We start from the raw sequence: 22129 nt of genomic DNA, 5'->3' as shown, positions 1-22129 counted from the left end.
GCGCTCCCCACTGTCCGGTAGCTCATCCGATGCCCCGCCCGATAGCCGTCGGCGCGACGGGCGCCACGACCCCGTCCGCGCCGGCGGGCACGCCCCGGGCGATCGCGTTGGCCGCGGCGGCGAACGCCGCGAAATACCACAACGTGACCACGTTCGAGATCACGTTGGAGGCCGCGCTGACCGCCACGAAGGCGACCGCGCAGCCGAGGAAACCGACCGCGATCCCCCGGCCCAGCGTGCCCGGCGGGGCTCGGCGCAGCGCCGTCCACCCGGCGTGCAGGCAGAGGACCATCATCGCCAGGTAGGCGAGCAGGCCGAGCAGACCGGTCTCGACGTACGCGCGCAGGAAGTCGTTGTGCGGCTTCTTCGCCTCGTCGGCCTCGAACTTGGTCATGTTGGGCCCGATGCCGGTGACCGGGTTGCGGTTGGCCAGGGAGACGATCTCCGACCAGTAGTCGACCCGCCAGGCGAGGGTGTTGCCGGTCGGGTCACCGCCGACGGCGGTGCTGTCGGCGAGCTGCCCGAAGCGCTGCGCGACCGTCGGCAACAGGGCCGCACCGGCCACCGCGACCAGGCACAGCGCCACCAGCAGGCGCCGGCTGCGGTGCAGCAGCGCGACCACGACCAGGCCCAGGGCCGCGCCGAGGATGGCGCTGCGGGTGTTGGTGAGCAGCAGGAACACCAGCGACGCCGCGAGCAGCACGCCGAGGGCGACCCGCAGCCGGCGGACCAGATACCGGTGGACGCCGAACCCGAAGATCACCATGAACATCAGGTACCGGCCGAACGTGGTCGACTGGCTGAACGGCCCGCTGATCCGGGTGAAGTCGCCCTTGACCTCAGCCGGCGCGTCGCCGAACAGGGCCAGTACGGCGGTGTAGCCGAGCGCCAGCGCCAGGGAGGCGTACGCCGCGAGCAGGAACCGCCGGATCGCCGGCAGGTCCGGCATCAGCTGCTCCAGGACGACGAACATCACCACCACGGTGCCGATCCGCAGCGCCTCCAGCGCGCTGGGCACGGGCTGCGCGGCGCCCAGCGCGCTGACCAGCGAGGTCGCGCCGACCAGCAGCAGCGCCACGCCGAGCGGGGAGCCGCGCAGCCGGCCCTTCTCGCGCAGTTGCGCGGCCAGCCACAGACCGGCGGCGAGCAGGAACAGCACGGCCAGGATCGTCGACGGGTCCAGCGTCCGGGTGGCCGCGCCGCCGTCGGCGCGGCCCGCGGTCGGGCCGCTGAGCTTGAACAGGTCGACGCAGGAGCGCACGGCGAGCATCAGCAGCACGTACGCCGCGAAGCGGGTCAGCGCGAGCACCCCGACCGCCAGGCCGACGACCACCGCGAGGGGCAGCACCACGCCCACCCGGTCGCCATGGGTCATCGCCAAACCGGCGACGACCGCCACCGTGGCGCACAGCAGCGCGGCACCACCGGTCAACAGGCGCCCGGTCGGGTCGCCGGCCGGCCGACGCCGGGCCCCCTCGGGCGGGCCGGCGTCACGCACCGTGCCGTGTCGCTGTCCGTCCACTCGCTCGCCGACCACTCGTTTCCAGGGATGTCATTGCCGGTCACCGCCAAGGGACCGGGAGAACGGCCTAATCTAACGGTTGCCGCCGCCCCGGGAACATGGGCCGTTGCGTCGGCTGCGACGGCGTAACGTCCGGCCCCCGACGGCGACACGGCCCATGATCCATCTACGGGGAGTGACGGCGCCGTGATCCGCCGGGCGAACCCGAGTCGGCACTCGATTGACGGGACACCCTGGAACCCTCTATAAACCTGAGAAAGCTGGTCACGTACGTCGATGAGTTCGGCATCCGCCCACCGTCCCGACCCCGCGAGCAGTGCGGTCGGCACCCCTGTGGCGGCACCCGACTCCCCGTCCGTCCACGACGGGTCGACCGGGGCGACCCAGCCCGACACCGAAGGCGGCAACGTGCGATACACCGACGGCCCGAGCGTGGCATGTGACCTCTACGTCGAGGCGGCCCCGTCGCGGGTCTGGGAGCTCGTGACCGACATCCACCTGCCGGCCCGGCTGAGTCCCGAGCTGCAGCGGGTGGAGTGGATCGACGGCGCGGACGCCCCGAAGCTGGGGGCGAGCTTCGTCGGCTACAACCGCCACGAGCAGATCGGCGAGTGGCGCACCGTCAGTCGGGTGGTGGAGCTGGAGGAGCAGCGCCGGTTCGGGTGGATCGTCTTCGACGTGGACGGTAGGTTCGCCGGGCCCGACGGCAACCACAGCGAGCCGGCGGCCGCCTGGTGCTTCGAGATCGAGCCCGAGACGACCGGCACCCGGTTGCGGCAGACGGCCCGGATCGGCCCCGGCCGTTCCGGGATCAGCCTGTTCATCGACATGGTGCCCGAGAGCGAGGAGGACCTGGTGGCCTTCCGGCTCGGCCAGCTACGGACCAACATGGACGCGGGGCTGCAGAACATCAAGGGGCTCGCGGAGGCCGACCGCTGATCGCTCGGATCGCTCTGGCCACCGACGAAGGAGCCCCGAGCCGACGTCCGTGGTCAGAGCGTCGCGCGGTCACAGCGACATCCAGCAGTAGAGGTGCTGCCCACTCGCCTGCGCCCGGCGGGCCAGCCCGACGAGCAGCCGGAGCACGGGCAGCATTCCGGCCGGCTCGCCCCAGGACAGCTCCTCGATCCGGGACCAGCGGTCAGCGAGGGCCGGCAGCCGGTCCTCCGCAACCGCGGCGAGCACGTCACGGACGCGGTCGCCGAGCCTGACCACCCAGGGCCCGTCGTGCTCCGCCTGCGCGGCGGCGGCGTCGGGCCAGATGAGCCGGTCGCCGACGAGGTCGACGGCCCAGGGGACGTCGAGGGCGAGCGACACGGCCTGGCCGAGCACCACCGAGGGGTCGACACCCTTGGCCTCCACGACGTCCGCCTCGGCAGGGGCCGCCGGCCCCACCAGCGGGCCGCCGTTCGTGGCGGCCATCAACGCGGCGACCGCCTCGTCGTCGGCCGCCCGGAAGTAGTCGTACAGAACACCCATGGGAGTCTCCGATCGATCCGCCGCCGCTGGGCGCGGAGCGGCGTAGGGAAGATAGTCGTCGGGCTGCCCGCGCACCGTGCTGCTCGGAGGCGGGCCGGCGGTTCAGCGGCGCCGGGGCTCGGGGTGGCGGCGCACGCGGGGTGACCGGACGGCCAACTCGAAGTACAGCCGCTCCAGTTCGCGGGCCGCCGTGTCCCAGTTGTACTCGGCGAGCACCCGGTCGCGCAGCAGCGAGGCGCCGGCCCGCTCCGCGGGCACGTCGGCGGTCACGGTGGCCAACGCCCGCAGCAGGTCGTCGCCGTCGCCGTCGCGGAACAGCCGCCGGCCGGGGGCGTCGCGTTCCAGCACCTCGACGTGGGGTTCGATGTCGCTGGCCACCACCGGCAGCCCGTACGAGGCGGCCTCCAGCAGCGTCAGCGGCAGCCCTTCCAGCCGGGAGGGTTGCACAAAGGCCGCCGCGTGCGAGTACAGCTCGGCGAGTTGCTCGCCGTAGACGAAGCCGGTGAACACGATGCGCGGGTCGTCGCCGGCCTCGCGGCGGAGCCGGGCGACGAAGTCGTCGGTGAAGGAAGAACCGCCGACGACGACCAGCCGCAGGTCGGTGGGCAGCCGCCGGAACGCCCGGACGAGCAGGTCCGCCGCCTTCTCCGGCACGAGCCGGCCGACCAGCAGCAGGTACCCGCCGGGGCGCAGCCCGAAGCCGTCGAGTTGGCGGGGCGGCAGGTGCCGCGGGGCTGTCACCCCGTTGGGGATGTACCGGGCGGGCCGCCCGAACCGGGTCGCGTAGTGCGTCGACAAGCCGCGCGACACCGTCACCCGGGCGTCCGGGACGTACGCGCTGAGCCGGTACGCGGTGCCGAGCACGGCGCGCGCCGCCCGGCCCCACTTGCCCCGCTGGTTGTCCAGCCCGTGGACGGTGAGCACCACCTTCGACCGGGAGGCATAGCGGGCCAGCGGGGCGGTCAGGATCGGGCCGAGACCGTGGTAGTGCACGATGTCGGGCCGTTCGGCCAGGGCCGCCAGGGTCGAGGTGGTCGAGTGCACGATCGCGTCGAGATGCTTGCTGGCGACGGTGCGGGCCCGGCGCAGCCGGATGCCGCGGTACTGCTCGGCGGACACGTCGCCGTAGCTGTCCCGGCAGTAGACGGTCACCTCGTGGCCGAACGCGGCGAGCCGGCTGGCCATCTCCTCCACGTGCCGCTCGATTCCCCCGTAGGTGGCGGGCACGCCCTTCTGCCCGATCATCGCCACCCGCAGGGGGCGCCAGCCCGACGGCCGGGTCGCGGCCGGCCCCGACTGGTCGAGGCGGAGCTGGTTGGTCGCCTCGACGGCGTCCTCACGAAACGGCACTGTCCCCCCTAGGTTCGCTGCGCCCGAGGTGGTGAACAGGCACCAGACGCACGGGACGCTAGATCATCGGTGGACCGGCGGACAGGGGCCGGACAGCCAGCCTGAGCAGCACGTCCGGTCATCCGCGTACCCGGTGCGCCGTCAGGGGGACGGAGTGTGTCCGTCCCCTGACGACTGTGTGGCAGGTCAGGCGGTGGAGAGCCACCGAACTCCACCCGGGCTGACTACGGCTGGCCGGCCAGCACCAGCTCCCGGAGCCGCTGGTCGAGCGCCGGCGCGTCCAGGCCCCCCGGCCAGCCGCGCAGCAGCGCGCCACCCTTGGCCACCACCACGACCGCCGGCGGCTCCCGCACCGCGTACGAGCGCCAGATCGTCTGCTGGTCGTCCAGGACGACCGGATACTCCACCCGGTGGGCGCGCAGGTAGTCCTGGACCTCGTCGGCCTGGTCCGCGCCGGCCACGCCGACGAAGACCACCCGGTCCCGGTAGCTGCGGGCGAGCTCGCTGAGGGCGGCCTGGTGGCCGGCGCAGGTGGTGCACCAGGAGTTGAAGAAGGTGAGCACGACCGGGCGCTGCGCCCACAGGTCGGCGGCGGCGAGCGGGGTGCCGTCGGTCAGCGTGCCGGTGAACGCCGGGGCGGCCGGGGCGGACCCGGGCGCCGGACGCAGCACCAGGTCGGCGGGGACCGGCCCGGGCAGCGTCGCCGCTCCACCGGCGGGCGCCGGCGCGGGCGGCGCGGGCGGGGCCGTGCTGCACCCGCCCAGCAGCGCCACCGCCAGCAGCAGCGGCAGGAGCGCCCGCCTCATGACGGGACCACCGCCACCAGCGCCGGGCCCTCGCTGCTGTCCGGCGTCAGGTCGAGCGCCGGTCGGCCGTCCACCTCCAGCCGGTAGGAGGCCCGCTGCGGCACCCGCACACCGACGGCGAACTCGCAGTAGGTGGGCACCCGCTCGACCCCCAGGTCCTCGGCGAAGGCGGCCACCGCGGTGCCCGCCGGCAGCTGCCCGGTGGCCAGCGCCGCACCGTCCGGGTCGAGCACTCGGAACGGTGCCCGGTTGTGGAAGTGCAGGTACGGGCCGGTGCCGGCGCAGTCGACGCCCTCGGCCCGGATGTTGATGTCGCGGACCAGGACCCGGACCGTCGTCGGGGAGACCGCCTCCTGCGCGGCGCCGGCGGCGCCGCAGCCGGTCGCGCCGGCCAGCAGCAGGGGCAGCAGCGTCATGGTGCCTCGCCGCACGTCGTCCTCCTCTCGCCCGCCTTCCGGGGCCGCGGTGGCAGTCGCCGCCGCGGCCCCGGAAGATACGGGGTCAGCCTCGGGTGCCGGTCAGGACTTCTCGACCCGGCACTGCTTGGTCACCGTCTTCGTCGGGTCGCTCTCCGAGGTCGCGGTGAGCTTCACGAAGCCGGTGTCCGCGGCGGCGGCGGTGGCGCCCACCGACACCTTGACCGTGGTGGACTTGCCGAACTGCGCGGTGGCGAGCTGGTTGGGCAGCCAGGTCCGCCAGCCCTTGCCGGCCACCTCCGCCGACAGGCGGTAGACGTCCGACTTCAGGTACGCGCTGGCGTTCTCCGGGTGCTGCTGCCCGCCGGCCGAGTACGCGCCGGTGTTGGTCAGCTCGAACGAGCAGGTCGCCCCGCGGTTGGTCGGCTTGCCGCCGCTGGTCACCTCGCCCTTGCCCAGCGTCACGCCGTGGCTGCTCGGCCCACCGGTGCCGTCCAGCGAGCGCACCGCCACCGTGTAGGACAGCGAGCCGGCCGAGTCCCGCTTGAGGTCGATGATGTAGAAGTGCAGCCGGTTGGCCTCGTCGACGTACTCGTACTGGCTGCCGGTGTCCGCGCCGGCGTGGAACAGCGCGTCGGAGAGCTGCCGGTAGTCACCCATGGTGATCTTCTGCGGGGTGCCGTCCGGCCGGTAGAAGTCGATCATGTCGATGTCCTGCGGGTTGGCGTCCACCACCCACTGGTACGGCGCGCTGTCGGCGTTCTTCGTCTTGCTCAGCAGCACGCCGCTGTCCGGGGTGAACGAGTCCGCGCCCATCCGGTCGACGACCTCGACCGTGTAGTTGTTGAAGTTGCCGCCGTCGCACAGCGGGTCGGTGCTGACGCCGCACGTCGGCGACAGGTCCTTGTTCAGCGCGATGTTCACGCCGGTCAGGCCCTTCGGGCCCGCGTCGACCGCGCGGGCGGTGACCTGGGCGACGACCAGGCCCGAGGAGGCGAGCGACTCCCGGGACAGCCGCAGCACGTGCTCCTCGCCGAGCAGGCCAATCTTGATCTTGTCCCGGACCGTGTGCAGCGAGCCCATCGAGCCACCGTTGGTCGGCGGGATCTGCCAGCGGGTGTGCGGGCCGCCCGGGCCGTTGAACGACCCCCGCGACATCATGCTCCAGATGCCGGTGTACGCCCTGCGCAGCGGCTCGCCGTACGGGTTGTTGTAGTTGTCGCCGATGCCCAGCAGGTGGGTCAGCTCGTGGGCGTAGACGCCCATGCCGGAGCTCTCCCCCTGCGTCGAGGAGCCGCCGCCGGCGTTCGGCCACAGCGTCGCCGCCGCCTTCCACGAGGTCCAGTCCACGTAGCGGGTCTTCGCCCAGTTCGGCAGGTTGGGGTCCGGCGGGCCCCAGGCGTCCGGCACGTCCTCCTTGTTCTGGAAGATCATCTGCCCGAACTCCTGCCAGGTCGACGACTCGTCCTGGCCGGCGCTGAGGATGAACACCAGCTCGTACTGGTTGGCGACCTCCTCGCCGACGGCCGCCCGCCAGGCGCCCAGGCCGTCGGTGCGGATGTTCTTGCCGCACACGTCCCCGCTCGGGCAGGCGCCCGGGTTGAAGCTGTTGTCCAGCCCGTACTGGTGGGACTTCGCCGGCATCTGGTACGGCCCGAACCCGGCGAGGTCGACGCCGTAGCGGCCGTTGGAGTCCTGCATCCAGTATTCGTGCAGGGTGTGGCCCTTGTTCAGGGTGTTCGGGGCGTTCAGGAAGTCCTGGTAGAACTTCGGCACGTCCGCCCGGGGGATGTTGGTCGCGACGGACTGGGGGTTGCCGAAGACCGTCGAGCGGGCCCGCTGCGAGACCGCGAACGTCTGGTCGGGATAGTCGAGCGCCACCAGGGCGATCTTGAAGTTGCGGACCGAGCCCGACACGCTCGGGTCGGCCCAGTTCTTGCCGGGCACGGCCTTGTAGTCGTTCCAGGTCATCGTGTCCGGGTTCTGCCAGGCCTGCGGGTCGAGGACCTGGAACGGCGCGGTGCCGCCGACCGGGTTGGCCGGGGCCGCGGCGGCCTGCGCCGCCCCGGTCGCCACGAGCGTGGTCACCACGGCCGCGGCCAGCAGGGAATGCCTCAGTCGCGTTCGGTTGGGGGTAGCACGGTGCACGGAACCACCTCTCGTCGGGGGATCGCGGCGCCGGGCATCCCGGCGGGGGATCGCGGAACGCCTGTCAGCAGGCCGCGCAGCGAATCTAGGAGGGCGGGCCGGGGCTGGTCACTGTGCAGATGTCGGCAGGTGGGGCGGCTGCTTCCGACACCTGAAGGACCGGCGCACACCGACGGATCAGCCAGCAGGGCCCCCGAAGGCCGGTTCGGCGGTCGCCGCGAGGGCCCGCCGCACGTCCCGGCGCACCCGCTCGGCGGCGGGCCCGGGCAGGGGCCCACGCGGTGGGCGGCACCGGCCGCCGAACCGCCCGGCGCACTCCATGGCGAGCTTGACGGCCTGCACGGACTCGGGCCGGGAGGCCCAGCCGAGGAGCGGGTGCAGCTCGGCGTAGAGCGGCAGCGCCCGGCCCGGGTCGCGGGCGACGCACAGCTCGTACAGCCGCACGGCCTCGCGGGGCAGCGCGTTGGATAGCGTGGCGACCCATCCCGTGGCGCCGCACAGCACCAGTTCCAACAGCACGTCGTCGGCGCCGACCAGCACGTCGACGTGTGGGCACAGGTCCCGCAGGCGGTGCAGCCTGCGCACGTCGCCGGTGACCTCCTTGACCGCGACGATCCCGTCGATCTCGGCGACGGTCGCCACAAGGTCCGGCGTGAGGTCCACCCGGGTGTCGTACGGTTCGTTGTGGGCGACCACCGGCAGGCCGACCGCCGCCACCTCCCGGTAGTGGGCGACCACGTCGGCGTCGCGGGCGGCGGGCCCGTCGGGCGGCGGGGCGAGCACACCGTGGGCGCCGGCCTCGGCGGCCTGCTCCGCCCAGCGCCGGGCCTGCCGGCTGCCGTAGCCGCCGACCCCGGGCAGCACCGCGCAGCCGGGCGGCGCGGCCTGCACCGTCGCCCGCACCACGGCGGCCCGCTCGTCGTCGGAGAGGGCACGGTACTCCCCCACCGACGCGCACGGCGCGACCCCGTGGCACCCCTGGGCGGCGAGCCAGCGGACGTGCTCCTGGAGCTGGTCCAGATCGACCGACAGGTCGTCGCGGAACGGCGTGGTGATGTCCACCAGCACGCCCCGCCAGGGCCTACCAGCTCTCACTCGGGCATCCCTTCTCCGCGCCGGCACCGCCCGTCACCCCACCCGCGCTGTGCGTGCCGGTGCCGGGTGCGGTCCGTACCGGAACCTTAGGAACGTCCCTCGCCGCCGGTCTTCGGACAGATGCCGGAACAGGGGCGGTGCCGCCCGTCCTTTTGTCGCGACTTCGACAGTGGACCTTGCGCGGAGACCCACCCGCACCGGAGGGTAAGGACTGGCGGTCGCGCGACCCCTGTCCGCGCGGCGCAACCAGGGGAGATCCATGCACGGTGAGCTCCAGCGAATCGTCGACGCCGTCGCCGCCCGGGTGGGGCGGCCCGCCCTCATCGAGGACCGGCGGCAGCGGGTGGTCGCCTACAGCGAGCACGACGGCCCGATGGACGACGTCCGCCGGATGTCGATCCTGCGCCGGCAGACGACGCCGGAGGTGATCGCCTGGTTCCGGGGCATGGGCGTGCTCACGGCGCGCGAGCCGGTCCGCACCCCCGCGTGCGCCGAGCTGGACCTGCTGCCGAGGGTCTGCGTGCCGATCCGGCACGACGACCTGCTGCTCGGATTCGTCTGGTTCATCGACGCGGACGGCTCGATGACCGACGCCGACATCGCCACCGCGACCGGCGCCTTCACCGACCTGTCGCTGGCCCTGTACCGGGAGAACCTGCTCGGTGAGCTGGCCTCGCAGCGGGAGACCGAGGCCACCCGCACGCTGCTGGTGGAGAGCCGGGAGGCCCGTGAGCACGCGACGCGGGCGCTGCTGGAGGAGGGCACGGTGGCCGGCGACGGGCCGACCGTCGCGCTCGTCGCCCAGCTCGTGCCGGCCGGCGGGCGGCAGCCCGACGAGGTGGCCCGGATCGCCCTGGAACAGGCCCTGGTGACCACCCGCCGGTGGATCGGGGTGCGGGAGACGCTGCACCTGGTCTGGCACGACCACGGGGTGCTGCTGGTCTGCGGCGACCGGGTCGCCGGACGCCCCTCGCCGGAGGTCTGCGCCGGCCACCTGGACGAGGCGCTGGGCACCGCGACCCGGGGCCTCGCCTCCGTGGACCGGACCGTGACCGGGATCGGCGAGCCCCGCACCGGGCTGGCCAACGCGGTCGAGTCCTACCAGGAGGCCGCGCAGGCGGCCCGGGTCGGTACGCAGCTGCCCGCGCTGGGCCGGGTGGTCTCCTGGGCCGGCCTGGGCATCTACCGGGTGCTGTCCCAGCTGGACAGCCAGCACCTCGACGTCGCGGGCGTGCATCCCGGGCTTGAGCGGTTGCTACGCGACGACGCCCACCAGGTGCTGCTGGAGACCCTGGAGGCCTACCTCGACCTGGCGGGCAACGCGCACGCGACCGCCGAGAAGCTTCGGCTGCACCGGACCACCCTCTACTACCGGCTGCAACGGGTGGAACAGCTCGCCGGGACCGACCTGAAGGACGGCAACGAGCGGCTGTGCCTGCACCTGGCGATGAAGCTCGGCCGGCTCACCGGCCACTATCGGACGGCGTGACCAACGGCGGCCCGGACGGCCGCCCCAAAGCGCCGACGGACCGGAGCACGGCCCCGGTCAGCAGCGGGCGGCGATTGACATGACATCGACACGCTGCCTTCTGTTAACGGAATTTCCTCATTGTCGCGGCCCCCACCTAGTGTCCTGCGCCGGAGATTCGCCTGATAAATGGGTAGGGTGGTGGGATGCCGAGAACCGGGCGTCCCACTGCGCCGCTGACGCTGACCGACGATGAGCGAGCGACGTTGACGCGGTGGTCACGGCGGGCGAAGTCGTCGCAGGTCCTGGCGATGCGTTCACGGATCGTCCTGGCCTGTGCTGAAGGTGCGTCGAACACCGATGTCGCGAGGGATCTCGGAGTGCACTTGTCCACCGTGGGCAAGTGGCGGCGGCGGTTCCTGAAGCTACGGCTGGATGGACTGATGGACGAGCAGCGACCAGGGCGCCCACCGTCGATCAGCCTCGACCAGGTCGAGGACGTGGTGGTGACGACGTTGGAGCGGACCCCGCGCAACGCCACCCACTGGTCACGCAAGTCCATGGCCGAGAAGTCGGGGTTGTCGAAGTCCACGATCGGGCGAATCTGGCGGGATTTCGGCCTCAAGCCACACCGGAGCGAGACCGTCAAACTGTCCACGGACGCGCTGTTCATCGAGAAGGTCGTCGACGTCGCCGGCCTCTACCACAACCCACCCGAGCGGGCCGTCGTGCTCTGTGTCGACGAGAAGAGCCAGATCCAGGCCCTCGACAGGTCCCAGCCGGTCCTGCCGATGATGCCCGGCATGCCCGAACGGCGCACCCACGACTACGCCCGCAACGGCATCACCAGCCTGTTCGCCGCGTTCAACATCGCCGACGGTCACGTGATCGGCGAGTTGCATCGCCAGCACCGCGCCGTCGAGTTCAAAAAGTTCCTGACCACGATCGACAAGACGGTGCCGGCCGAGTTGGACGTACACCTGGTCTGCGAAAACTACGGCACCCACAAGACCCCGACCGTGCGGGCCTGGCTGGCGAAACATCCCCGGTTCCACATGCACTTCACCCCGACCGGCTCGTCCTGGATCAACCAGGTCGAACGCTGGTTCGGCCACCTCGCAGAGCAGAAGATCCGCCGCGGCGCACACAAGAGCGTCCAAGCCCTGGAAGCCGACATCCGCTCCTGGATCGCCGACTGGAACCGCGACCCACGGCCGTTCACCTGGACCAAGACCGCCGAAGAGATCCTCGAATCAGCCGCACAATTTTGTAGGCGAATTTCCGGCGCAGGACACTAGCGCTGCGGCTGCGGTGCCGGGCGACCCGGCAGCGCGTACCCGGTCTCCCGGGCCAGCCGAGTCGCCTGGCCGTCCAGCCGCGCTGCCTCGGCCGTGTCCGCGGACCGCTCCGCGAGCCGGGCGAGGAGATAGGACGCCCGAATCTCAAGCGGCCGGTAGCCCGAGCGGGTGGCCAGACCCAACGCCGCCCGCCCGTGTCGCCCGGCGGCCTCCGGGTCACCCCCGGCCAGCTCGGCGGCGGCGAGGCCGGTCAGGGCCGTCGCCTCGCACCAGCAGAATCGGGTACGCCGGGCAAGTTCGAGGGACCGGCGGTGCTGCTCGGCCGCCTCGCCCGGGTGTCCCAGCGCCAGCAGCACCCGCCCCAGCGCGTCGGCAGCCCACGCCTCGGTGCCCGCGTCGCCGATCTCCCGGGTCAGCGTCACCGCCCGCTCGGCGTCGGCACGGGCCAGCTCGGCGCGATCCGTGTCGCTCCAGAGCACCGCACGGCCGGCCAGGGCGGTCGCCTCACCGTACCGGTAGCCGAGCTCCCGATTGGCGGCGAGCGCGCGGGCGTAGAGATCATCCGCGCCGTCCGGGTCGCCCCGGTCCCGGCGCACGTTGGCCAGGTCGACCAGGAGCACGGCCACGTTGTAGTGCGCCCCGGCCCGCTCCCCGCGCTCCAGTGCGGCCCGGAAGTGGGCGTCCGCCTCCGCGAACGCGCCGAGCTGCCAATGCGAGAACCCGAGGTTGGCCAGGGACATGGCCTCCCCGCCGTCATTGCCCGACCGGCGGTTGAGCGCCAACGACAGGCGGGCGCAGTCGATCGCCGCGTGCGGGTCGCCGAGCCGCTGGTGCACCGCGCTGAGGTTGTTCAGGATCCCGGCCCGTCCCTCCTGCCAGCTGTCCGCGTCGCTGCACCGCAGCCCTTCGAGCAGGTGCTCGCGGGCCTCCTCGTACCGGCCGCTGTTGACCTGCACGAGCGCGATGCTCTGGTGCATCGCGGCCTGGGCGCGGGCGTCACCGTCGGTCTGGGCGGCGGCCAGCGCCACCGTCGCCGCGTTCAGCCACTCCTCCCGACGACCCCGCTGGTGGAAGTAGGCGCGCAGCGCGTCGGTGAGATGCCAGGCGTACCGGCGGGGACCGCACCGGGCGGCCTCTTCGACCGCCGCCGTAAGGTTCGCCCACTCGGCATCCAACCAGGCCAGGGCGGCGTCGGTGTCGGGGAAGGGGTCCGCTGCCACCGGCCGCGGCAGCCGCACGAAATGCGGAATGACCCGGCGGCCCGCCGCGTCGGCCGTGTCCAGGTAGTGGTCGAACAGCCGCCTCCGGGCCACCCCGCGGGCCGCCTCGTCGTCCTCCGCGGTGAGCCGGTCCACGGCGTACCGGCGCAGCAGGTCGTGGAAGCGGTAGCGCTCGCCGGGGTGTCGCTCCAGCAGGTGCGCCGCCGCCAGGGCCCGCAGTCGCCGGGTCGCGGTGGGCACCGGCACGCCGGCGACCGCGCCGGCCGGGCCGGCGGTGATGCTCGCCCCGGGCACCAGGCCGAGGCGGCGGAACAGTTCCCGCTGCGGCCCGGACAACACCCGGTACGACAGGGCGAACGCCTTCGTCACCGCCCCCTGCTCGGCGCCGTCGACGGTCAACCCGGCCAGCCGGTCCCCGTCGGCCAGCTCGCGGACCAGGCCGGCGACGTCCGCCCTGCCGGCCGACTGCACGTTGGCCGCGGCGATGCGCAGGGCCAGTGGCAGGTGGCCGCAGAGCCGAGCCAGCTTCGCTGCCGCCGCCGGGTCGGCCCGCACGGCCGCCGCACCCAGCAGCGTCGCCAGGAGACGTACCGACGCCACCGGGGTGAGCACGTCCAACGGGAGCAGCCGGGCGTCGGCGCGGACCACGAGGTCACCGAGGCGGTGCCGGCTGGTGACGAGCACGGTGCCGCGGGACGGGATGAGCGGCAGCACCTGGTCGGCGTGGCGGGCGTTGTCCAGCACCAGCAGCACGTCCCGACCGGCCAGTAGCGAGCGGAGCAGCGCCGTTCGGCCGTCCAACCCGTCCGGCACCGCCCTCGGGTCGACCCCGAGCGCGGTCAGCAGGTGGGTCAGCGCCGTCTCCACCGGCATCGGCTCCCGGTCGGCGTCGAAGCCACGCAGGTCGAGGTGGAGCTGCCCGTCCGGGAACTCCGCGCGGACCCGGTGGGCCCAGTGCAGCGCCAGGGCGGTCTTGCCCACCCCGGCGGTGCCGCTGATCACCCAGATCCGGGTACGGCCGGCCGGCTCCGCCAACCCGGCGTCGAGCCGTTCCAGCTCGGCGTCCCGTCCGGTGAGGGTCGTGCTGCTGTGCGGCAGCCCGGCGGGGCGGACGAGCGCGGAGCGGTCGTCGCCGCCCGGTCCGGCGACGTCGGCGGGCGGCCCCAGCGTCGGGTCGGCGCGCAGGATCCGCTCCTCAAGGCGGCGCAGCACCGGGGCCGGGTCGAGGCCGAGTTCGTCGGCGAGCCGATCGCGTACCTGCCGGTAGGTGGCCAGCGCCCGGTCGGCGCCGCCCTCCCGGTACAGGGCCAGCATGAGCTGACCGACCAGCCGCTGGCGTCCGGGTTGCCGGGCCACCGCGTCGGTCAACTCGTCGGCGACCTGCCGGGAACGCCCCCGCCGCAGCAGCACGTCGGCCCGCTCCTCGACCGCCGTCCAGCGGGCCTCGCGCAGGCCGGCGCAGAGCCGGTGCCGCACCTCCTCGTCGGCCACGTCGGCGAGCGGCTCCCCCCGCCACAGCGCCAGCGCCTGGTCGAACAGGGCCACGGCGTCGTCGTCGCCGGCCGCCCGCGCCCGCGCGACCAGGTCGGTGAACCGGTGCGCGTCGACCGCCAGCGGGTCGACCCGGAGCAGGTAGCCGGGCGCACGGCCGATCAGTTCCACCGGCACCCCCGCCTGCCGCAACGCGGTGCGCAGCCGGGAGACCAGCGCCTGCACGGTGCCCCGGGCGCTGCGCGGCGGCGCCGGACCCCAGACCAGGTCGATCAGCCGATCCACCGCCACCACCCGGTCCGGCTCCAGCAGCAGCGTCGCGAGAACGAGGCGAGGCTGGCGCCCACCGAGGTCGACCTGGACGCTGTGCGCCCACACCTCGACCGTGCCCAACACCCGGAACTCCACCGCCACCTCCCCACCGGCGAGTATGACGGTCCGCAGTGGACGAGCTGCAAGCCGGTTGCAAGCATCCTGCATCCACGGGTGTGGACCGTGCATCCCGTCCTGATCTGGCGGTCCTTCGGCCGTTCGGTCGGGACGCGCGGCCGGCACCGGCCGCGTCACCTCGAAAAGGGAGAACGGCGAGTGGAGAAACTCAGGCGTCCCGGCCCACGCCGGCTGGGCCTGACGGCGGCAGGGGCCGTCGCGGTGGCCGCGCTCGTGGCGGCCGTGGGTGTCGGCCGGGCCGACCCCGGCGTGCGCTACGACACACAGCCCGAGGCGCTTGCCTTCGGCAAGGAGATGTACGACTTCCAGACCGTCGAGCAGATGACCGCCACCTCACACCTGGTGGTCTTCGGCACGGTCACCTCGGTGGAGCCCGGCCGGCTGGCCAGCGCCGACGAGGACCCGGCGGCGGTTGGCGGTGACATCCGGCTGCGGACGGTGACAATCACCAAGTACGACGTCCTGCACAACCCGAAGAACCTGATCATCCCGCCGTCCATCACCCTCGAGGAGGAGGGCTGGGACGAGGAGGGGCGCGGCTACATCTCCAACAACGTGGCCTGGAGTGCGGTGGGCGACACCGGCTACTTCTTCCTGCGCCGCGCCGTCGGCACCAGCAACCCCTACACCTACCAGCTGGCCAGCTCCGACGGGCGGCCGCTGGTGGTCGACGGCGCGCTGCGGCCCAGCAACGCGGAGAACGAGCTGGCCACGTCGATCACCACGATGGCGCCCTCGTTCCTGAACAACACGGTCGTCGCGGCGAGCGGGCAGGTCGCCGCCGGCACGCTGACCGAGTCGATGCCGACCGCGGAGCTGCCGCAGCCTCCGGAGGAGAGTGGGGAATGAAGCGCACGACGATCGTCCTCGGTACCACGCTGATCGCCGTGGTGGCGTTGGCGCCACCGGCCATGGCCGGGCACGGCGGCAAGGCCAACAGCGGCAAGCCGGACAACAAGGAACAGGCGGTGGAGTCGAACTCGCTGACGAGCGCCGGCAAGGCGGCGGTCTCGCACGGCCGGGCTCAGCTCGACCGCTCGCAGATCAACACCTCGACCGGCGGCGGGGACATCCACGTCTACGACAAGTCGTACTCCAGTTCTTGGTACGGGCAGACGACCTGCACCGACACCAACTGGTGGAACGGGCTGTGCGACCAGTACGACGTCAAATTCAACACCCGGACGATGAGCGGCAAGTCCACGGGCTACTGGCAGAGCCTCGGCTGTCACGAACTCGGGCACACCGGCTCGCTGGGCCACCGCTCGAAGAGCGCCGACACGGACAACAACTCGTGTATGCGCAGCGATATCTGGCCCAAGAACTTCGACAGCCATGACATCACCGCGATCAATGACAACGTCTGATCGTCGTCTGCTGTTCTCCGGTGCGGCGGTGGTCGCGGTGGCCGCCGCCGCGCTGGGCGGGTGGTGGCTGTCTCGGCCGGATCTGCCCTCGGACTGGTCGGGCCGGAGCCAGTTCTGCGCCGAGGCGCGGACCTTCGCTCTGGTCAACCAGGGCGAGCTCACCAGTGAGCAGCGGGTCGAGGCGATGGCCGCCCTGATCCGCTCCGCACCACGGGAGCTCACCCCGGACCTGGAGCGGCTCGCCGGTGCACTGGGGGGACCCGAGCCCACCACCCCGCACGACCACGGCCCGACCGGATCGAGCCCGGAGGCGGCCGGTCACGACGCCGGCACGGCCGCGCACGAGCACGACCCCGGCACGGCCGCGCACGAGCACGACGACGCGTCCGCTGCGGAGGCGACCGTGCCGAACGGCACGGCGGTGAAGGCGAGCGGACGCCGCGCGGGGGAGTTCATCGAACGCACCTGCGGGGTCAACCTGCCCAACATCCGCACCTGAGCTGCGGACTCCGCGGGTGGGACGTCGTCAGACGGTTCGCCATCGGGGGGGCGGCCGGCCCGGGCCACGCGTCCGGGCCGGTCGGGCCGTCAACCGTCGCGGCTTGTCGCCGCAGGTCAGCGGCCTACGTCGGCGTGGAGCGCTTCGCGGCGGTTCGGCCGTCCAAGCCAGTCGTCGATCTTCACGTACAGTGCGGTCAGAAGGGTGTTGAGGTCTGTCGTCACAAACGGATCTTCAACACCCTTCGCCTATACCACAGCCCCGGGGGTCGTTAGGACTTACTCGTCTAGAAGTGCCATGCCTGCCAAGAGGACAGCCGCCCACCTCGCCGCGGCCCTGCTGGTCCCCGCCGCGGCGGTCGGCTACGGCCTGCCGTCGGCCAGCGCCGCGACCGCCGGGCCGATCACCGGACTGGGCGGCAAGTGCGTCGACGTCGCCGCCGCCAGCTCCGCCAACGGCACCGCCGTCCAGCTCTACGCCTGCAACAACACCGCCGCCCAGGTCTGGACCGTCGGCAACGCCGACGGCTCGATCCGCGCGCTCGGCAAGTGCCTGGACGTCACCGCCGCGTCGACCGCCGACGGCGCCAAGATCCAGTTGTACGACTGCAACGGCACCGGCGCCCAGCGGTGGAGCGCGTCCAACGGCGCCCTGGTCAACGCCGGCTCCGGCAAGTGCCTGGACGTCACGGGCCAGAACACGGCCGACGGCACCCGGTTGCAGATCTGGACCTGCGCCGGCAGCGCGAACCAGCGGTGGACCCTGCCCGGCTGGGGCACCCCCAGCCCGTCCGCCCCCGCCGGCGTCAACCTCGACAACCCGGCGAAGAAGGACGTGGCCATGCAGCTCGTCTCCGCCGCGGAGAACTCGTCGCTGAACTGGCGGGCCCAGTTCTCCTACATCGAGGACATCGGCGACGGGCGGGGCTACACCGCCGGCATCATCGGCTTCTGCTCCGGCACCGGCGACATGCTGGAGCTGGTCGAGGCGTACACGGCCACCAAGCCGGGCAACATGAAGAAGGAGGCGGCCCACTCCGACACGTCCCGGGTCGACACCGCCCAGCGGGTGTTCCTCAACAACGGCAACTTCGACCTGAACACGCCGCTGGTCTTCGCCGTCTACGGCGACCAGTACCGGATTGGGTAGTCGTAGAGCGGGGGCGCGGGCGTCTCAGTCGGTCGGCATCGGCGCCGGCAGGGCGCTGCGCATCCGGTCCGGGTCCCAGTAGGAGTCGTCCGGGGTCGGCAGGCGCGTGCTGGCCGTTCCGACGTCGCCGGTGGACGTGGGCCCCGAGGGCTGGCCCGCCGGCCCGGACCGGCGGGCCGTCGCCACCCCGGCCACCACGACGGCGACCAGCACGACCGCGACCGCCGCCCCCACGGCCACCATCCATCCGTTCCTCATCTTCCGCTCCTCTCCGCCGGCCCCGGCGCTTCGAACGATCGGGTCGCCGGCCGGCGACCGGATCACCACCTCGATGGGACGCGCGCGAACCCCGACCGGATCCCACGGATCGCGGTCGGGGTCGGCGTTTCACCCTGCCGGGTGACTCAGGTGCGGTTCGCCACCGAGTTGTAGACGTCCATGACCGCGGTGTCGAAGTACGAGCTCCGGTTCACCCCGTTGCCGTCCAGCGTGCTCATGATGCCGTTGACGTAGCCGTACGCGTCGTTGTACAGCCGTAGCCAGACCGAGCCGCTGGAGCCACCCGTGAAGCCGCAGCCGAGGGCGATCTTGTTCTCCTGGAACGGCCAGATGCCGGGCCGGTAGGTCGTGCCCTGGCAGTACTGCTGCCAGCCGCCGTCGTACGGGGGCGCCGCCGGGTAGGCGAGAATGGTCACGGCCTGGTCGTAGCTGTAATTGACCGAGAGGCCGTTTCCGCCGAGCACGTCGACGGGCCGCTGGTTGGAGCCGTTCGGCCACACCGTGATGTAGGAGACGTCCCGGTCGAGGTTGCTGTCGTTGATCCACGCATTGAAGGTCGTCAGGTACTTCGCCGACCAGCGACCATACGGCTCGGATCCGTAGTTGTACAGCGGGACGAATACCCAGTTCTGCATCCACTGGCCGCCGCTACCGCCGTGCACGCAGTGCCCTGCGCTCATGACGAGCAGTTTGGAACCGCTGTTCACGGTGCCCGCCGAGCAGACGTAGTTCAATCCGTTGGCCGGGTTGTAGAAGAAGACCTTGCCGACCGTGGCGGAGGCGGCGACGTTGGCGGCCATGGAGCCGCCGGCTGCGGGGACGCGGCTGGTGGCGGCCTTCACGGTCGGCGCGGCGGGCGGGGTGGACTGGGCCGTGCCGGTCGGGCGCACGCTCTCACCAGAGCTGGCAGGAGCCTTCTTGACCAGCGTGTCCGCCGAGATCGCGGTGCGCATCCGCTCGGGGGTCCAGTAGTTGCTGGCCTGCTCGGCGGTGGTCAGTCCACTGCGGGCGTTGGCGGAGGTGGTCGCCAGCGCCGTGCTGACCGACGTCCCGGCGGTGGCGTCGGAGGCCGGGGCCGCCTGCGCGGCGCCAGCGCCGACCAGGGCCATTCCCGCAGCGAGCGTCACGGTCGCGGCGACCCGGGTCGCGCGCCGGATGTCCGGAAAGTGCATTCGTTCTCCTTCTAGTGACGGAATTGGCGCTTGTCTAAGCGCTGGCGACAGCATGGCCAGCCGCGAGACATGAACGGAAGCGGATCGAGGCGTTAATTCTGTCGCTGACAGTGTGTCAGCGTCATGACTCATGGCAATGACGTCGACGCCGAGAGTGATAGAAACTGGTATCGACAATCCGCAACAGCGTCGAACACGTGGGGAGAACACCGATGGGTCGGCTCACCCGTCCGTTCGTGCCAACGGGTCCCGTGGCCGATTTCTACGAGCGGCTGCACGACCTGCACGTCGCTGCCGGCCAGCCGAGCATGCGCCGGTTGCAGCGGCTGACCCGCGCCGAGCGGTGGCCGACGGGGATCAACCCCACCTCCATCCACGCCGTCTTCGTCCGTCCGCGCCTCGCCCGCTGGGAGATGGTGCGCGAGATCGTCCGGGTGCTCGGCGGCGACGTCGACGAGTTCGCCGACCTGTGGGGCCGGGCCCTCCGCTGCCAGGCCCGCGACGATGTCGGCCCGGTGGACCCGACACCACAGGACCGGGCGTGGGCGCGGGCGGCGACCGTCCCCGTGCCCCGGGAGCTACCCCCCGACGTCCTGCCGTTCACCGGGCGCGGCCTGCTACGCGGCACGCTGGACGCGCTGCTCGCCGAGGCGACGAACCAGACGGCGATGATGACCGTGCTGCTCACCGGGGCGGCCGGGATCGGCAAGACCGCGCTGGCCGTGCACTGGGCGCACCGGGTGGCCAGGTCTTTCCCCGACGGCCAGCTCTACGTGGACCTGCGGGGCGACGGCTCGGGTCAGCCGCCGTCGTCGACGGAGGTGCTCGCCGCCTTCCTCAACGCCCTCGGCGTCGCCGGTGCCGGGCAACCCGGCACGCCGGCCGCGCTGGCCGCCTGCTACCGGACCCGGATGTCCGGCCGCCGGACGCTGGTGCTGCTCGACAACGCGTCCTCCGTCGAGCAGATCCGTCCTCTGCTGCCCGGGTCACCGGGCTGCCTGGTCCTGGTGACCAGTCGGGAGAACCTGGCCGATCTGGTCGTCCGGCATGGCGCGCGGCGGCTGGAGTTGGGGCCGCTGAGCACCGAGGCGGCCGTCGAACTGCTGCGCGGACTGCTGGGCGACCGGGTCGACGCGGAGCCCGATGCCGCGTACGACCTCGTCCGGCGCTGCGGGGCTCGCCCGCTCGCCCTGCGGGCCGCCGCGGAACGGGCGGCGGCCCGCGGCACACTCGTACTGGCCGGCCCGGGCCCGACGGCCGCCGAACCGGCGTGGGGTCCGGGGGCCGCTGCGGAGCGGGCCCGGCCGCCGCGACTGCGCACCCTGGCCGACCCGGCTCACCCGGCCGGGGCCGCCGCGCCGGCCCTGCTGTCCCGGATGCGCCCGGCCGTCGGTGGGCCCACGGCGCGACGGCCGGGGCAGGCCCGGCTCGGCGCCGGCTGAGCGGGCGTCCGGAGCTGGGACACCTGGTCACCACGATCGCCGGGCCACCGCGCCAGGCTCGCGAAGATCAACTACTCGATCCGCCGGCCGCACCCGGCCCGGCGCAGCGGCTTGCGTGCTGCGCCGGGCCCCTTCGTCACGCGTCGACGGGATGGTTCGTCGGCGCCCCCGTTCGCTGGTCAGTACCGCGACCACCTCTGATTGGCGCTGCCGGCGCAGTCCCAGAGCTGGAGCTTGCCCCCGTTGGCCGGATTCTGGTCGCGCACGTCGACGCACCGGTTGGCGCTGAGATTCACCAGGTCACCGGCGGCGTTCAGGGTGAACCGCTGGGCCGGGTTGCCGTTGCAGGTGACGAGGTTGACCTCGGTGCCGTTGGCAGTCCCGGCCCAGGCGGGGTCCATGCACTTGCCCATCGCCCGCACCGTGCCGTCGCCGGCGAAGGTCCACGCCTGCGCGGCGGTGGTGTTGCAGTCCCAGATCTGCAGCTTGGCGCCATCGACCGGGTTGGCGCTCGGGATGTCGATGCACCGCCCGCTCTGCGCGCCCCGCAACCGCGTGGTGCCGGGGTTGCCACCGTCGGTGTAGCTGTTGACCCGGACGTAGTCGACCAGCATCTGCTGCGGGAACTGGGAGGTGCCATCCGGGTAGCCCGGCCAGTTGCCGCCGACGGCCACGTTCAGGATCATGAAGAACGGGTGGTCGAAGACCCACCGGTTGCCGCCCAGCCGGCTCGGGTCGACGCGGTGGAACTCGACGCCGTCGAGATACCACACGATCGAGTTGGGCTCCCAGTCCACCCGGTAGGTGTGGAAGCCGTCGGCCAGCGGCGCGCCCACGGTGCGGCTGCCGGTGATGCCCCCGCCGCCGGAGTAGCCGGGCCCATGGATGGTGCCGTACACGGTGTTCGGCTCCCGGCCGATGTTCTCCATGATGTCGATCTCGCCGGCGTTCGGCCAGCCCACGCTGCCCATGTCGTTGCCGAGCATCCAGAACGCCGGCCAGATGCCCTGGCCCCGGGGAATCTTGATCCGGGCCTCGAACCGGCCGTACGCCTGGGTGAACGTCGCGGCGGTCAGCAGCCGGGCCGAGGTGTACTCGCACCGGCCGTAGTGGCACTGGTAGTTGGCCGGGTTCTCCCGGCGGGCGGTGATGACCAGGTTGCCCTGGCCGTCGTGCACCGCGTTGCTGGTGCTGTTCGTGTAGTACTGCCTCTCGTTGTTGCCCCACCCGCCGCCGCCGATGTCGAACCGCCACTTGCTCTGGTCGACGGCCGCGCCGGCGGGGGCGTTGAACTCGTCCTGCCAGGTGATGCCGCCGATCGCCGCCTGGGCGGGCGCGGTGGGGCCGGGCAGGACGAGGGACGCCGCGGCGACGGCGAGGGCGACGGCGGCGCGGGCGAGCGCACGGGGCGCGGAGCGGGATCTGGTCACGGGAGCCTCCAAGGGGGACGGTCCGGGCGGTCGTACGGCCGGCGAGGG

General features: G+C 72.6%; 19 protein-coding genes. 8 read left to right on the top strand and 11 right to left on the bottom strand.

All coding sequences use genetic code 11. The annotated features are described in order from the left end of the window. Positions 1-22: 22 nt before the first annotated feature. Positions 23-1522, bottom strand: a complete 1500-nt coding sequence (locus tag GVV04_RS34535) for an O-antigen ligase family protein (protein ID WP_161690968.1) — start codon at positions 1520-1522, stop codon at positions 23-25. A 408-nt stretch (positions 1523-1930) separates the two neighbouring features. Between GVV04_RS34535 and GVV04_RS24815 the strand changes: the two genes are divergently transcribed. Next, on the top strand, positions 1931-2461 hold the full coding sequence (locus GVV04_RS24815; protein WP_201754088.1) for an SRPBCC family protein: 531 nt from the start codon (positions 1931-1933) through the stop codon (positions 2459-2461). 69 nt (positions 2462-2530) lie between these two features. On the opposite strand, the gene GVV04_RS24810 is transcribed toward GVV04_RS24815, so the two are convergent. The 6 genes from GVV04_RS24810 to GVV04_RS24785 form a co-directional block, all read right to left on the bottom strand. After that, the gene (locus GVV04_RS24810) at positions 2531-3001 is read right to left on the bottom strand and encodes a hypothetical protein (protein WP_161690965.1); all 471 of its coding nucleotides are present in this window, start codon (positions 2999-3001) and stop codon (positions 2531-2533) included. 102 nt (positions 3002-3103) lie between these two features. Next, complete coding sequence (locus tag GVV04_RS24805; RefSeq protein ID WP_161690963.1) at positions 3104-4351, bottom strand: glycosyltransferase family 4 protein; 1248 nt, start codon at positions 4349-4351, stop codon at positions 3104-3106. Between the two features lie 224 nt (positions 4352-4575). Further along, on the bottom strand, positions 4576-5157 hold the full coding sequence (locus tag GVV04_RS24800) for a TlpA family protein disulfide reductase (RefSeq protein WP_161690961.1): 582 nt from the start codon (positions 5155-5157) through the stop codon (positions 4576-4578). Next, positions 5154-5588 carry a hypothetical protein gene (locus GVV04_RS24795; RefSeq protein ID WP_161690959.1) on the bottom strand — a complete coding sequence of 145 codons (435 nt, stop codon included), beginning with the start codon at positions 5586-5588 and terminating at the stop codon, positions 5154-5156. The genes GVV04_RS24800 and GVV04_RS24795 overlap by 4 nt, the downstream gene beginning before the upstream one ends. 87 nt (positions 5589-5675) lie before the next feature. Further along, complete coding sequence (locus tag GVV04_RS24790; protein ID WP_328822556.1) at positions 5676-7721, bottom strand: M6 family metalloprotease domain-containing protein; 2046 nt, start codon at positions 7719-7721, stop codon at positions 5676-5678. A 177-nt stretch (positions 7722-7898) separates the two neighbouring features. Continuing rightward, positions 7899-8816, bottom strand: a complete 918-nt coding sequence (locus tag GVV04_RS24785) for a dihydrodipicolinate synthase family protein (RefSeq protein WP_161690957.1) — start codon at positions 8814-8816, stop codon at positions 7899-7901. Between the two features lie 259 nt (positions 8817-9075). Here GVV04_RS24785 and GVV04_RS24780 point away from each other — a divergent pair, with 259 nt between their 5' ends. Together GVV04_RS24780 and GVV04_RS24775 are read left to right on the top strand one after the other, a co-directional pair. Further along, positions 9076-10305, top strand: a complete 1230-nt coding sequence (locus tag GVV04_RS24780) for a PucR family transcriptional regulator (protein WP_161690955.1) — start codon at positions 9076-9078, stop codon at positions 10303-10305. A 185-nt stretch (positions 10306-10490) separates the two neighbouring features. Further along, positions 10491-11582, top strand: a complete 1092-nt coding sequence (locus GVV04_RS24775) for an IS630 family transposase (RefSeq protein ID WP_161690953.1) — start codon at positions 10491-10493, stop codon at positions 11580-11582. Here GVV04_RS24775 and GVV04_RS24770 read toward each other — a convergent pair. After that, positions 11579-14701 carry an AfsR/SARP family transcriptional regulator gene (locus GVV04_RS24770; protein ID WP_161690951.1) on the bottom strand — a complete coding sequence of 1041 codons (3123 nt, stop codon included), beginning with the start codon at positions 14699-14701 and terminating at the stop codon, positions 11579-11581. The genes GVV04_RS24775 and GVV04_RS24770 overlap by 4 nt on opposite strands. A gap of 180 nt (positions 14702-14881) precedes the next feature. Between GVV04_RS24770 and GVV04_RS24765 the strand changes: the two genes are divergently transcribed. The 4 genes from GVV04_RS24765 to GVV04_RS34095 all read left to right on the top strand — a co-directional run bounded on the left by GVV04_RS24765 (position 14882) and on the right by GVV04_RS34095 (position 17758). Further along, on the top strand, positions 14882-15592 hold the full coding sequence (locus tag GVV04_RS24765) for a hypothetical protein (protein ID WP_161690949.1): 711 nt from the start codon (positions 14882-14884) through the stop codon (positions 15590-15592). Beyond that, complete coding sequence (locus GVV04_RS24760; RefSeq protein WP_161690948.1) at positions 15589-16110, top strand: hypothetical protein; 522 nt, start codon at positions 15589-15591, stop codon at positions 16108-16110. The genes GVV04_RS24765 and GVV04_RS24760 overlap by 4 nt, the downstream gene beginning before the upstream one ends. Beyond that, complete coding sequence (locus GVV04_RS24755) at positions 16097-16609, top strand: hypothetical protein (protein ID WP_161690946.1); 513 nt, start codon at positions 16097-16099, stop codon at positions 16607-16609. The genes GVV04_RS24760 and GVV04_RS24755 overlap by 14 nt, the downstream gene beginning before the upstream one ends. A gap of 297 nt (positions 16610-16906) precedes the next feature. After that, positions 16907-17758: a chitosanase gene (locus GVV04_RS34095; protein ID WP_161690944.1), complete on the top strand. Its 852-nt coding sequence runs from the start codon at positions 16907-16909 to the stop codon at positions 17756-17758. 24 nt (positions 17759-17782) lie between these two features. On the opposite strand, the gene GVV04_RS24745 is transcribed toward GVV04_RS34095, so the two are convergent. Further along, entirely contained in the window at positions 17783-18016 is a 234-nt protein-coding gene (locus GVV04_RS24745) for a hypothetical protein (RefSeq protein WP_161690942.1), read from the bottom strand. A gap of 146 nt (positions 18017-18162) precedes the next feature. After that, on the bottom strand, positions 18163-19209 hold the full coding sequence (locus GVV04_RS24740) for a hypothetical protein (protein ID WP_161690940.1): 1047 nt from the start codon (positions 19207-19209) through the stop codon (positions 18163-18165). A 236-nt stretch (positions 19210-19445) separates the two neighbouring features. On the opposite strand from GVV04_RS24740, the gene GVV04_RS34530 reads away from it, so the two are divergent. Further along, entirely contained in the window at positions 19446-20651 is a 1206-nt protein-coding gene (locus GVV04_RS34530; RefSeq protein ID WP_201754086.1) for an NB-ARC domain-containing protein, read from the top strand. A 179-nt stretch (positions 20652-20830) separates the two neighbouring features. Here the strand turns inward: GVV04_RS34530 and GVV04_RS24730 are convergent, their stop codons facing one another. Then, positions 20831-22081 (bottom strand): family 16 glycosylhydrolase, encoded by a 1251-nt coding sequence (locus GVV04_RS24730; protein WP_161690936.1) that lies wholly within the window; start codon positions 22079-22081, stop codon positions 20831-20833. Between the last annotated feature and the right edge of the window lie 48 nt (positions 22082-22129).

The organism is Micromonospora rubida, from assembly GCF_009908295.1.
Lineage (GTDB): Bacteria > Actinomycetota > Actinomycetes > Mycobacteriales > Micromonosporaceae > Micromonospora > Micromonospora rubida.
The sequence above is the reverse complement of the archived record's forward strand: the minus strand, read 5'-3'. Positions and strand labels throughout refer to the sequence as shown.